This window comes from Bradyrhizobium sp. SZCCHNRI1009 (assembly GCF_032487575.1).
In the GTDB taxonomy this organism is placed as follows: Bacteria; Pseudomonadota; Alphaproteobacteria; order Rhizobiales; family Xanthobacteraceae; genus Bradyrhizobium.
The window spans coordinates 57006-68716 of sequence record NZ_JAUEUL010000015.1 but is presented as its reverse complement, the minus strand read 5'-3'; the positions used below and the strand labels follow the sequence as shown (position 1 = coordinate 68716).

The following is an 11711-nucleotide window of genomic DNA, read 5'->3' as shown; positions in this document are numbered from 1 at the left end:
CGGACTCCCCCTCCCCATGACCATCGAAGTCGTCGCCCTGTTCGCCATCCTGTTCGCGCTGCTGGCCGGCGGCCTGTGGATCGGGCTCACGCTCGCCTTCACCGCGACCCTGCTGCTGGCGATGTTCCGCTCGATCCCGCTCGACAAGCTGCTTCCGCAATATGCCTGGAACATTCTCACCACCCAGGAGCTGCTGGCGCTGCCGCTGTTCATCCTGATGGGTGAGCTGCTGTTCCGCACCCGGCTGTCGCGCTCGCTGTTCCAAGGCCTGGCGCCATGGGCCGGGCTGCTGCCGGGACGCCTGCTCCATGTCAACGTCATCGGCTGCACCATCTTCGCCGCGATCTCCGGCTCGTCGGCGGCGACCACGCAGGTGATCGGCCGCATGTCGCTGAACGAACTGCTGCGCCGCGGCTATTCGCGCGACATCGCGATCGGCTCGCTCGCCGGCGCGGGGACGCTCGGCTTCCTGATCCCTCCCTCGAACATCATGATCATCTATGGCGTGCTCGGCGACGTCTCGATCCTGAAGCTGTTCACCGCCGGCGTATTGCCGGGGTTGTTGCTGGCCGGCACCTTCATGGGCTGGGTGATGCTGCACACGACGCTGACGCCTTCGATGGTGCCAGAGGCGGAGGCGCAACTGTCACAGGTGCCCTGGGCGGAGCGTTTCGCCGCGCTGAAGGATCTCGCCCCTGCCCTGTTCCTGATCGCCTGCGTCCTCGGCTCGATGTATGGCGGCCTGGCGACGCCGTCGGAGGCCGCCGCCGTCGGCGTGCTCGGCGCGGCGCTGGTGGCCTATTTCCAAGGTGCGATGTCGCAGCAGGTGGTGCGCGACGTGATGATCGGCTCAGTCATCACCTGCTCGATGATCGCGCTGATCGTGCTCGGCGCCTCGATCCTCGGCAATGCCGCGGCCTTTCTCGGCATCCCGCAGGCGGTGGCCGCCTTCGTGAAGGGGCTCGGCCTGTCGCCGTTCATGCTGATCGCCGTGCTGATCGTGTTCTACCTGATCCTCGGCTGCTTCCTCGACGGCTTTTCGATGATCGTGATGACCCTGCCGATCGTGCTGCCGATCGTGAAGGGCGCCGGCTTCGACGAGGTCTGGTTCGGGGTCTTCCTGGTGCTCGCGGTCGAGATGGCCCAGATCACGCCGCCGGTCGGTTTCAACCTGTTCGTGATCCAGGGCCTGACGGAGGACGGTCTCGGCTATATCGCCCGTGTGACCGCCCCCTATCTTGCCATCATGGTCGCCTTCGTGCTGCTGCTCACCCTCTTCCCGGGCATCGTGACGATCCTGCCAAGGCTGCTCTACGGATGAGCCGCGATGTCAGGCGGCGCGCATTCCGTCGAGGAACTTCTGCACCTCGGCCTTCAGCCGCAGGCTTTCGCTGGACAGCGCCTGGGCCGAGGCGAACATCCGGTTGGAGCTTTCGCCGGTCTCGCCCGCCCCACGCGCCGCGCTGCGGATGTTCTCGACCACCTCGGCGGTGCCGGTCGCGGCCGAGCGGACGCTCTGGGTGATGTTCTGCGTGGCGGCGCGCTGCTGTTCGACGGCGGCCGAGATCGAGGCAGCGATCCCGTTGATGCGCTCAATGGTCGAGCCGATCGCCTTGATGGCGTCGACGGATTCCTGGGTCACGGTCTGCATGTTGGCGATCTGGCTGGAGATCTCCTCCGTCGCCTTGGCGGTCTGGCCGGCCAAAGTCTTGACCTCCTGGGCGACCACCGCGAAGCCGCGGCCGGCATCGCCCGCGCGGGCGGCCTCGATGGTGGCGTTGAGCGCCAGCAGGTTGGTCTGCTCGGCGATCGAGGTGATCAGCTTGACGACGTCGCCGATGCGGTTGCCGGCGTCGGACAGCTCCTTGATGCGCTGGTCGGTCGCGGTCGCCTGGTTGACCGCCTCGGCGGCGATGGCGTTGGACTCCTGCACGCGACGGATGATCTCGGCGATCGAGCCGGACAGCTCGTCCGAGGCAACGGCCGCGGTGCGGACGTGCTCGGAAGCGCTTTCCGAAGCGCCGGCCGAATGGCCGGACAGGTCGGCGGTGGTCCGCGCGGTCTGGGTGAGCTGGCGCGCCTCGCGCTCGAACTCGCCCGACGACGTCAAGACGTTCTCGATGATGCCGCCGATGCTGGCCTGGAAGGAATCGACGAAACGCTGCAGCTCGGCCTTGCGCTGCTCGACGGCCGCAGTGGCCGCGGCCGCCTGCTCCTCGCGCATCCGGCGCCGCTCGCTCGCGGCACTGCGGAAGACGACCAGGCTGCGGGCGATCTCGCCGATCTCGTCGCTGCGGTCATCGGACTTGATCGCAACGTCCTCGCGCCCCTCGGCGATTGCGGTGAGCGCGTCGGTCACGGCGGCGAGAGGCTTGGTGACACGTCGCACCGCCAGCATGGTCAGGCCGAGCACCAGCAGCGCAGCGATCGCCGCGGCGACGACCATGGTCCGCATCGCCTGCGACAGCATGGCGTCGAGCTCGGCCATGGGCACGCCGACATAGAGAATGCCGATCACCTTGTCCGCCGGATTGGTGACGGGAAAATAAGCGGTCATGAACGACTTGCCGAACAGCGTCGCGGGGCCCTTGTAAGCCTCGCCGCGGCGCAGCAGCGCCTGCGCCGGATGATCCGCGGCAAGCTGGGTGCCCACAGCGCGGTCGCCATTCTCCTTCTTCACGTTGGTCGAACGGCGGACGAACTGTCCGCTGTCATCGACCACGAACAGCGTGGCGCTGCCGCCGACATAGGACACCGCGCGATCCACGATCGCGTGATCCTTGATCTCGGGAATCGCCGGAATCTCGATGCGCGTAACGACGCCGTTCTGCACGCTGACTTTCGCATCCTTGAACGTCTCGGTGAACGTCAGCGCAAAGGTGCGCAGATTGCCTTCGATGTCGCGCTTGGCGCGGTCGGTGAAATCGGAGGACAGCGACCAGTACGCTGCGCCGACGACCAGGGCGGTATTCAGGGCGATCACGACAACGGCGCCGATCAGCGCCTTGGTGCCGAGCTTCAATTGGACGGACACGTCATAAACCTTCCAGGGGAACTGCAACTGAATCTCAAACTGCCCGTAGTTGGTTTCAAAGCAGTTATTTTCCGGAACGTAGAATACCGGAACTCACTATAAAAAACGGCAATAAGATACCTGATCATGTCCTCCTCCCCCATCATCGTATGGTTTCGCGAGAGCCTGCGGCTGTCTGACCACCCCGCGTTGCATGAAGCCGCGAAGTCGGGCGCTCGGATCGTTTGTAGTTACGTCCACGATCAGGAAAGCCCCGGGTTGCGTCCGCTCGGCGGCGCGTCGCGCTGGTGGCTCGCGCAATCGTTGCGTGCACTCCAGGCCGAACTACATGCGCTCGGCGCCGAGCTCGTGATCCGGCGCGGACCCGCGGCCACCGCGCTCGGCGAGCTGGCGCGCCAGACCGGCGCGAGCGCGGTGTACTGGAACGATGTCGCGCAGGCCGCACCGCGCGTCGTCGCTGCCGATGTCGAAGCAGCACTCGCCGAGATCGGCGTCTCCTCGCGCGTGTTTCCCGACGACCTCCTGGTCGACCCAGCCGAGCTGCGCGGCAAGGATGGACGCGGCCCGCGCGTGTTCACGCCGTTCTGGAAGCGTGTGCTGGCTCTGGGCGATCCGCCGAAGCCGCTGCCGCGGCCGGCCCGGCTGTCGCACGCCTCGGGCGTCACGAGCCTGACGATCGACGAGCTCGCGCTCGAGCCGAGCAAGCCCGACTGGGCGGGCGGACTGCGTGCGACGTGGCAAGCCGGCGAGCGCGCGGCGCAGGCGCGCCTCGCCGGCTTTCTCGAAACGGCCGTGCAGACCTATGCCGCCAATCGCGACCGGCCCGACATCGAGGCGACCTCCCGGCTGTCGCCGCATCTGCGCTTCGGCGAGATCAGCCCGCGCCAGGTCTGGCACGCGGCGCGATTTGCCGCCGCCGAGCGCCCGGGTTCCGCCGCCGGCATCGACAAGTTCCTGAGTGAGCTCGGCTGGCGCGAGTTCAGCCGGCACCTGCTCTCCAACAATCCCGACCTCGCAATCCGCAATCTGCAGCCGGCCTTCGATGCCTTTCCCTGGGCCCAGGATGATGCGGCGCTGCAGGCCTGGCAGCGCGGGCGAACCGGTTATCCGATCGTCGATGCCGGGATGCGCGAGCTCTGGCATACCGGGAGCATGCACAACCGCGTCCGCATGGTGGTCGCCTCGCTGCTCGTGAAGCACCTGCTGATCGACTGGCGGCGCGGCGAACAATGGTTCTGGGACACGCTGGTCGACGCCGACCCGGGCAGCAATCCGGCAAGCTGGCAATGGGTTGCGGGATCGGGCGCCGATGCCGCGCCCTACTTCCGCGTCTTCAATCCCGTGTTGCAGGGCGAAAAATTCGACTCTCGCGGGGCCTATGTCCGCCGCTGGGTGCCGGAACTGGCGCGCCTGCCGGCCACGCTGATCCACCAGCCCTGGGCGGCGAAGCCGCTCGAGCTCGCCGAGGCCGCGGTTGCACTCGGCCGCACCTACCCGGCGCCGATCGTCGATCACAAGCCCGGGCGGGAGCGCGCGCTGGCAGCCTACGCGAGCTTGCGCACAAGTGATTAGTTGGGGCGCGCTTTGACAGCACGGAGAATCCAGCTATCGTCGCAGGGTTTCCAACAAATCGGGGGACCCGATATGGACGACACTCCACTTTCTGATCCGACCGTGACTGAGACCAGCATGCCCGCCGAGCCGCCGAAGGATCCGGTGATCACGACGGCACCGAAGGCCCGGCGAGCGGCCAAGAAGACCGCAAAGAAGACCTCCAAGACGGCTGCACCCAAGCGGGCCGCCGCCAAGGCCAAGAAGGTCGCGACCAAGAAGTCCGCCAAGAAGACTGCGAAAAAGACCGTGAAGAAGGCGGCCAAGAAAGCTGCGAAGAAGACGGCCAAGAAGGCCACCAAGAAAGCGGCCAAGAAGACGAAGAAGGCCAAGCGCTGATTCTGCCTGGCTCGGGACCGAAGGCGACTCGTCACCTTCGCTGATGGTTCTGGCGAAACAATCCAGTGCCCGGTAGTGGGGACGATCTGGCGCTGGATTGTTTCGTTTGTCGCCGTGCGGTTGGGGGCCGGGACCTCGCATCCGCGGCGCAATACGGCCAACGGTGATGCCGCGCGGATGCCGGACCGGCTCGCGGTCGGATTGCCGGCAGAGGTCTGCTTGGACGGAGCTTCCGTGCGGGCGGTGCCCTCACCAGACGTCAGGACAGGGGTCGACGATCTTCCAGAGTTCGATGCCGTTCTTGATCCGCTTCATCTCGGTGGTGAGCCCGCCGTTGCGCCGGATCCAGTCCTTCACCGAATCGGGGTAATAGGACATCAGCTCGGACGTCCCCTCCACGCTGGTGACCTTGATGCCGAACGTGAACGCCTTGTCGTAATAGGCCTGGTGGAAGCCGAGGCTGGCCCTGGGCGTGACGCAGATCCTGTTGAGCGGCACAAAGCCGAAGACGAGCGTGCAGGCGGAATTGCAGATGCCGTCGATGATGACGCGCTGACGCGTTTCCCTGACGCGCTTGTACTTGGCCTTGTACTCTTCGATGTAGCCACCGTGATCGCGCGTAATGTGCAAATCCGCACGCGCCGGGCTAGCGGCGACCAGCAGGAGCAAGACGCTTGGGATCAGGCGATTCATGGACAGGACGGCAAACCCGGTCTTTTCTGGCGCTGTCGCGACAACGCCTCGGGCCCAATGCGCGACGGCACTTGCCGGACCTTGTCATGGTCTTCTTAAGCACGCGGAAAAGGCCAAAAATTTGACGGATTGTCACCTTTTGCGCACCCTTTCCGCCACTTCCGCGTTAGGCTATCAGCCGGACGGCCGGCCTTGACGTCGTTTTCCGGAGAAGAGAAAAGTCATGAGCAAGCTCGCATCCCTCGCCGCCGCCTTGATCGTGTCGATTGCCGCCCTGGTGCCCACCACGTCCGAGGCGCGCAGCCATCATCGGCATCACCGCCACCACTACGGGCTGCCCTACACCGTCAGCTTCCTGCACAATTATGGCCCCGGCCCGCTGCCCGGCACCTTTGCGTTCTATGACGGTCCTTCCACCAACCACTGCTACCAGAGCTCGGCCGCCTATATCGGCCAGGACCGACGCCGGCATCCCTGCTTCTGACGCCATCCAAGGACGCCCGGCCAGCTTCGGCAAACGACCGTTGATATCCGACGGAGGCTGGCCTTGCCCATCCAAGTCTGGTATCCCGGTCACGCGGGAGATTTGGCCCGCATCGCGCGCTCGTAGCTCAGCTGGATAGAGCATCGGATTTCGATTCCGAGGGTCGGGAGTTCGAATCTCTCCGAGCGCGCCAGGGTCGTCTTCGCCCCCCTTCACCCGCCATCGCCGATCATCACCGAAGCCCACGATAACACCTTGTTGGATCGTTGTTTTTCGTAGCTTAGGTGGCTGCGGCGTACCATCGGCGACCGACGGCGAGCTCCGCCGGACCGTCCATTTGGCCATCCCTCGATCTGAGTTAGAATCCCCCTCACCTGAAACGCTGCATTTTTCAGCGAGGGACAGGAGTTCGAATCTCCCATGCAGCTTCTAACTCAGAAGCCCGAGATCACCGCCAAGAACTATCTCTCCGTCGGGCCCGGTGAATACCCGTGCGGCAACAACCTCTATCTGATCGTTACCCCAAGTGGCGGCCGCCGCTGGGCGTTCCGCTACCAGCGCAACGGCATCGTCAAGAAGATGGGTTTTGGTTCGGCCAAGGAAACCGGCCTGAAGCTGTCCGAGGCCAGGGACAAGGCGATCGACGCTCTGCGACTGCTGGCCAAGGGGACCGATCCGCGAGAGCACCGTGACGTCGAGAAACGCCGCACGCAGGGATCGCGCCAGTTCGGCGAATTCGCCGAGGAATGGCGGCGAACCTACGAGACCGGCATGAGGCACAAGGCCGCCAAAGCAAAGCTGAAGCGCATCGTGCAAGTCGTCTGCCGCCCGCTCCACAAGCACTGGGTCCACGAGATCGAAACCGCCCATGTCGTCAACGTGCTCATGCCGATATGGCAGCAGCCTGAGACCTCGCGCTCCGCTCGCCAGATCATCAAGAAGATTCTCGACGCAGCGATCGCCCACAACCTGCGACCGAAAGACAACCCGGCTGATTGGGCCAGCCGACTGCAACCGATCATGCCGAGGCAACGGCGGCGTGGCACGATACGGGGCGGCCACAAGGCGATGGACTACCAGGACCTGCCGGCGTTCATGCACAAGCTCAGCGCCATCTCGACACAAAGCGCGCGGGCGCTCGAGGTCATCATCCTGACGCTGGGACGAACCGCCGAAGTTCAGAACATGCGCTGGGCGCAACTCGATCTCGATAACGGAATCTGGGATCTTGGCTTTCTCAGCACCAAGAACGAGCGGTTGAAGCGCACGCCGTTGCCCCGGCAGACGTTGACCTATTTGCGCGAGGCTTACGAGAGCCGCGTCAATGACGAATTCGTGTTTCCCGGTCGCAGTCTGAAGAGACCGATGAGCAACATGACGATGCTCAAGTATCTCAAGGAGCTCACCGGAGACGACTCCCTGACTGTGCACGGCTTCCGCACGACGTTTCGAACCTGGGCGCAGGAGCAGACCCACTTCGAGGAGGAAATCGTCGAGCATTGCCTGCACCACATCACGGGCGATGATGCCGAAAAGGCCTATAAGCGCGGCGAGGCCCTGAAGAAGCGACTGCATGTGATGCAGACATTCGCAGACTTCGCAACGCAACCACCAAGGAGCAATGTGACCCCGATGAAGGTCGCCTGAAAGTTCAAGCTATCCCCTGCCCCGCCGAGGATGTCAGCGCTCGGGCTGCTTAGCCGCATCGGGCAGGCTTTCCAGGAAGGAGGCCAGATCTGCGCGCGTGATGATCGTCCGCGTGCCATACTTTCGGATTCGCAGCCGCCCTTCTTTGATGGCCTTGTAAAGGGACGTCTGGCCGAGCGAAGACAGGACCGCAGCCTCAGGAACGGTGAGGCAGAGCTTTTCCGCGGCGTTTCGAAGCATCGGTTCGCGCTTTGGCATCCAGGGGTATTCTCGCTTTATTTGATTGCCGCGACGACATCGAAGGCACGCAGATCCGACCGATGAAGGCTAAGCGAATGCTTGGCAACATTCGAAGTCCCCTAGGCGGAGTTTCGGACGCGATTTCGTACAATTGGGATGGTTGAGAATTCTGACTGAACTGCAGCGAAGCGCGGATGCCGAGACCAGCTAAGAGGCAGCCGCAGTGTCAACATCGTGTGGCGACTGTTGCCCCCATTACTGCGCCTCGGTTCCACAGCTCTCCAAATCCTTCCGGACGTCCTTGGAGTGCCTCAAAGGAGATCGGCGCGGACAAAGAGCCGATCCATTCACTTCAGTCTCCTGCGCCCGCTCTGGGCCTTGCAGCGCATGTTCACGAGGAGGCAGAGATCAGGACGATACACGGCATGGCCTCCGGTTCGGCCCCTGAACCGCCCCTGCCGGCTCTCCCCACCGGTTTGGAGCTTCGTCACGTCACTGCACCCAGCACAATCTGGGCGCCCCGCGACAACTCGATCGCTTACCTCACTTTCGGCCGACCGCCAGCTGGCAAATGTCGGTATCGGGTCCGGAGCTCCATGATCGCAAACCGATCGAGCTCACCCCGCCGGTAGCGTTGACGCAACTCGTCCCTTGCTGGGTCCGGAAGCGCGACAATCAATTCCCAACCTTCAGTGGCGTCGTCGAAAAGGCCGACAATCCTCGGATCGAGGCAGGCGTCATCCTGGAGCTCGGCCACCTCATCGTGCACCGAGCCGACGACGTCAGGCCAACCATCGAAAGCGCGTGCTCCCAGCAGATCAGGTCTGTTTTTATATAGTTCTTTATAGGCAGGTCCCTCAGGGCCCCGCGGTGAGTCTTTATACGCAGGTCCCCTTTGGACCCGCGGAGCCGCAGGTCCCTTTCGACCCCGCGGACGCGCCGACTTGTCCACAGGCACCGGCACGTCACGGACGACGTAATCGATCTCGCCGAACCGATGTCCGTCGACAATTCGTTGCGGTTCGCGTATGACGTAGCCGGCGGCTATCAACTCTCGGAAAATACGCTGGAGCTTCTTGCGGCCGACCAGGAGGGTTCGCCCGATATGATCGAGGCGGACGTGCCATTTGTGGGGACGCGACAAGAGATAGCCGAGGACGCCCTTGGCCTCGACAGAGAGGCGGGGATCCGCGAAGACCGCGTTCGGAACGATGGTGAACTGCGCCTTGTGCTCGCGACGGACAATGGTCACCGGCGGGTGACCGTCCAGGTGAGCCCATGCAGATCGGCGCGAACTCGAGCCGCCTGACGGCACCCTGCCCCTATGGAACGGCGTGCGAAGCTCACGAGAGTATATGCCCCGCTCAGGAGCTTGCAGGACCTCGCATTGGTCGGAGCGCGCAACTCACTCGGGCAATGGTCGCACGGCGACATAGGTCGATTGTGCCACAGCAACTCCGGACTCGCATATCGCCGAGTCTTCGCTGTGCTACGCCGCCATGCGATCGACAGGTCGCGGAGGTCTAGGTAGCGCGAGATGTGTCAACCACGATGAGCGTCCCCAGTGCGAGGCTCGCCGTGCACCGCATGCAGTCCCCTCAACCGACCGCCCCTCAAAGAGGCCGGCTCCCTACTCTTCCAGGCCTTCTCCCACTCGATCAGTGCCGATTGTGATGTGACAGGACTGACTCGAGGCCGCGTTCTGTATCACTAGAGCTCACAATGCGGGGCTCGCCGCCCTCGGCGGCTTGCGCCGCCTTGACGATACGCCTGACCTGACGTGCCGTGCCGGCCAGGGCACGTCCCTGGATCTCCCGGAGCTCCTCGTCAGTCGCCGCAATGACGTCATCGCTGAGCGCCTGGAGCAGGCGCGCGAGTTCGAGACGGGGGTGCCAGCGTGTCATGGCGAGCTCCAATTCCGTTGGTGGCGGAGCAGCGCGCGCCGCATTCGCCGCCGCGCAGTATCGTATTCGATATCAGGGATGCGGTAGGCGCGGCAGATCTCCCTGGCCGTGAGGCCGTTGGCCAGCCCATCAATGATCTGCAACACGACCCGATCTCCTGCAAACAGCCGGAACACCTCGGCGAGCCCTGCGACCGCCACGGCCACGCGTTCGGGATCGGCCAATTCGTCAACGGGATCGCTCAGGACGCCGTGCTGGCCGCGATCATCGCGGCTGACCAGTAGCCGTTGCTCGCTCCTAACGCGCCGCCAATAATCGTCGCAGAGGCTGCGCATGACGCCGGACAGGAAAGCCAGGATCGGCACACCCAGCGGCCAGACCCGCGATCCGTCGAGAACGCGGAGGATGGCCTCATGCAGCACGTCGGTCCAGCCGATCCCTCCGGGCAGCCCGCGGCTCCACAATTGCGCCAGAGCTTTCAGCCGCACCAGATCGGTCTCAGACAAGGCCTCGATGGCCGCCCCCGCATCGGCGACCGTGCGACCGGCCTTCGAGCCAACTCCAGGGGTGCCAATCGATCGTTCCATCACCCCTATTATGCGGCCGAGCAGATCCGTTGCGGACAGCCTCGGGAAAACTTTTCCGCCGTGTCCGCGCGACCGATCCGAGATCCGCATCCTCTCCATGCTGAGAGGAGAGAACCGTGGATCAGATCGCAAATGCACGCCGCTGGTATGCCGAAGACCTACGCTGCAAGACGCCCATTCTGCGCAACCCACACATCGTCGAGGCCTTCGGCGCCGTCCCGCGAGAGGCGTTCGTCGGCCCAGGTCCTTGGCAGATCATACCCTACCCCTACCGGGAGCCGTTCATCACCCCGGACGACGATCCGACTTGGCTCTATCACGACGTCCTGGTCTCGATCGACCCGACCCGGAAGCTCAACAATGGGATGCCGAGCTTCTGGGCGCGCAATTTCGAGCACCTCGATATCGCCAGAGGTGAACGGGTGCTGCAGATCGGAGCCGGCAGCGGCTATTATTCAGCCGTGCTCGCCGAAATCGTCGGGCCCTTCGGGCGGGTGACGGCGATCGAAGTCGACCCGGCTCTGGCCGCTCGAGCCCACACCAACCTGAAGGGCTGGCCGCAGGTCCAGGTGATCTCGGGCGACGGCCGAAACGTCGATACCGACGCGAGCGACCATGACGTGGTGATCGTGTTCGCAGGCTGCACTCATCCCGCTCCGCAATGGCTCGATGGCCTCACCGACAACGGCCGGCTATTGCTCCCGCTGACCAGCGAAGATTGGTCCGGCTTCCTGCTGCGCGTGGTCCGCCGCGGTGCATCCTTCGAGGCCTCGTCGATCGGCGGCGTCAGCATCTATCCCTGCGCAAACGGGCGCGATGAGGACGCCAGCCGCCGGCTGAAGAGCGCCCTCGAGAACTCGCCGATGATGAGAGTTCCGATCCTAGCCCTCCATCGTGGCGTTCCATCATCCGCCGAGTCGGACCGGGTCTGGTACCAGGCCCCCGGCTTCTGGCTGGAGCGACAGGGATCGGAGGTCAATGCGACCACACAGCAGGCCGAAGGCGGCAACAACGACACCGCCTGATGCGCGATCCGCGTCATCGTCTAAGACAGCCTTCACCCAGCCCGGGCGGAATGCGTCAGTGCAAACTCGCAGGCGCCACGGCCGCGATACGGCATCATCCGCCGGCGCAGACCGCGTAGCGGATTCTGCCCTTGGCGCGGAATGATC

Annotated in this window: 12 protein-coding genes and 1 tRNA gene; 7 read left to right on the top strand and 6 right to left on the bottom strand. The window is 64.3% G+C overall.

The window, feature by feature from the left end; translation table 11 throughout:
* Positions 1–16 precede the first annotated feature (16 nt).
* Positions 17–1321, top strand: coding sequence for a TRAP transporter large permease subunit (locus tag QX010_RS23355; RefSeq protein ID WP_316182118.1), 1305 nt, complete (start codon positions 17–19; stop codon positions 1319–1321).
* A 9-nt stretch (positions 1322–1330) separates the two neighbouring features.
* Here QX010_RS23355 and QX010_RS23350 read toward each other — a convergent pair whose 3' ends face one another.
* Entirely contained in the window at positions 1331–3034 is a 1704-nt protein-coding gene (locus QX010_RS23350) for a methyl-accepting chemotaxis protein (RefSeq protein WP_315804893.1), read from the bottom strand.
* A 126-nt stretch (positions 3035–3160) separates the two neighbouring features.
* Between QX010_RS23350 and QX010_RS23345 the strand changes: the two genes are divergently transcribed.
* Complete coding sequence (locus tag QX010_RS23345; protein WP_316182116.1) at positions 3161–4606, top strand: deoxyribodipyrimidine photo-lyase; 1446 nt, start codon at positions 3161–3163, stop codon at positions 4604–4606.
* 102 nt (positions 4607–4708) lie between these two features.
* Positions 4709–4984, top strand: coding sequence for a histone (locus tag QX010_RS23340; RefSeq protein ID WP_410051980.1), 276 nt, complete (start codon positions 4709–4711; stop codon positions 4982–4984).
* A gap of 249 nt (positions 4985–5233) precedes the next feature.
* Here the strand turns inward: QX010_RS23340 and QX010_RS23335 are convergent, their stop codons facing one another.
* Positions 5234–5677, bottom strand: a complete 444-nt coding sequence (locus QX010_RS23335) for a hypothetical protein (protein ID WP_315804890.1) — start codon at positions 5675–5677, stop codon at positions 5234–5236.
* A 223-nt stretch (positions 5678–5900) separates the two neighbouring features.
* Between QX010_RS23335 and QX010_RS23330 the strand changes: the two genes are divergently transcribed.
* The 3 genes from QX010_RS23330 to QX010_RS23320 all read left to right on the top strand — a co-directional run bounded on the left by QX010_RS23330 (position 5901) and on the right by QX010_RS23320 (position 7808).
* Positions 5901–6161, top strand: a complete 261-nt coding sequence (locus QX010_RS23330) for a hypothetical protein (protein ID WP_316182112.1) — start codon at positions 5901–5903, stop codon at positions 6159–6161.
* A 116-nt stretch (positions 6162–6277) separates the two neighbouring features.
* Positions 6278–6354, top strand: a tRNA-Arg gene (locus QX010_RS23325).
* A gap of 227 nt (positions 6355–6581) precedes the next feature.
* Complete coding sequence (locus QX010_RS23320; RefSeq protein ID WP_315804888.1) at positions 6582–7808, top strand: tyrosine-type recombinase/integrase; 1227 nt, start codon at positions 6582–6584, stop codon at positions 7806–7808.
* A gap of 33 nt (positions 7809–7841) precedes the next feature.
* Here the strand turns inward: QX010_RS23320 and QX010_RS23315 are convergent, their stop codons facing one another.
* The 4 genes from QX010_RS23315 to QX010_RS23300 all read right to left on the bottom strand — a co-directional run bounded on the left by QX010_RS23315 (position 7842) and on the right by QX010_RS23300 (position 10629).
* Entirely contained in the window at positions 7842–8066 is a 225-nt protein-coding gene (locus QX010_RS23315) for a helix-turn-helix domain-containing protein (RefSeq protein WP_315804887.1), read from the bottom strand.
* A 520-nt stretch (positions 8067–8586) separates the two neighbouring features.
* Entirely contained in the window at positions 8587–9300 is a 714-nt protein-coding gene (locus tag QX010_RS23310; protein ID WP_315804886.1) for a hypothetical protein, read from the bottom strand.
* Positions 9301–9706: 406 nt separating this feature from the next.
* Positions 9707–9952, bottom strand: coding sequence for a hypothetical protein (locus tag QX010_RS23305; RefSeq protein WP_315804885.1), 246 nt, complete (start codon positions 9950–9952; stop codon positions 9707–9709).
* Entirely contained in the window at positions 9949–10629 is a 681-nt protein-coding gene (locus QX010_RS23300) for a sigma-70 family RNA polymerase sigma factor (protein ID WP_315804884.1), read from the bottom strand. The genes QX010_RS23305 and QX010_RS23300 overlap by 4 nt, the downstream gene beginning before the upstream one ends.
* Positions 10630–10655: 26 nt before the next feature.
* On the opposite strand from QX010_RS23300, the gene QX010_RS23295 reads away from it, so the two are divergent.
* Positions 10656–11564, top strand: coding sequence for a protein-L-isoaspartate O-methyltransferase family protein (locus QX010_RS23295; protein ID WP_315804883.1), 909 nt, complete (start codon positions 10656–10658; stop codon positions 11562–11564).
* The last annotated feature ends 147 nt before the right edge of the window (positions 11565–11711 follow it).

Excerpts from the sequence above, each read along its gene's own strand:
- QX010_RS23300 (WP_315804884.1), bottom strand. The coding sequence starts at position 10,629 with ATGCGGATCTCGGATCGGTCGCGCGGACACGGCGGAAAAGTTTTCCCG.
- QX010_RS23345 (WP_316182116.1), top strand. The coding sequence starts at position 3,161 with ATGTCCTCCTCCCCCATCATCGTATGGTTTCGCGAGAGCCTGCGGCTG.
- QX010_RS23330 (WP_316182112.1), top strand. The coding sequence starts at position 5,901 with ATGAGCAAGCTCGCATCCCTCGCCGCCGCCTTGATCGTGTCGATTGCC.
- QX010_RS23315 (WP_315804887.1), bottom strand. The coding sequence starts at position 8,066 with ATGCCAAAGCGCGAACCGATGCTTCGAAACGCCGCGGAAAAGCTCTGC.
- QX010_RS23305 (WP_315804885.1), bottom strand. The coding sequence starts at position 9,952 with ATGACACGCTGGCACCCCCGTCTCGAACTCGCGCGCCTGCTCCAGGCG.
- QX010_RS23320 (WP_315804888.1), top strand. The coding sequence starts at position 6,582 with ATGCAGCTTCTAACTCAGAAGCCCGAGATCACCGCCAAGAACTATCTC.
- QX010_RS23335 (WP_315804890.1), bottom strand. The coding sequence starts at position 5,677 with ATGAATCGCCTGATCCCAAGCGTCTTGCTCCTGCTGGTCGCCGCTAGC.
- QX010_RS23355 (WP_316182118.1), top strand. The coding sequence starts at position 17 with ATGACCATCGAAGTCGTCGCCCTGTTCGCCATCCTGTTCGCGCTGCTG.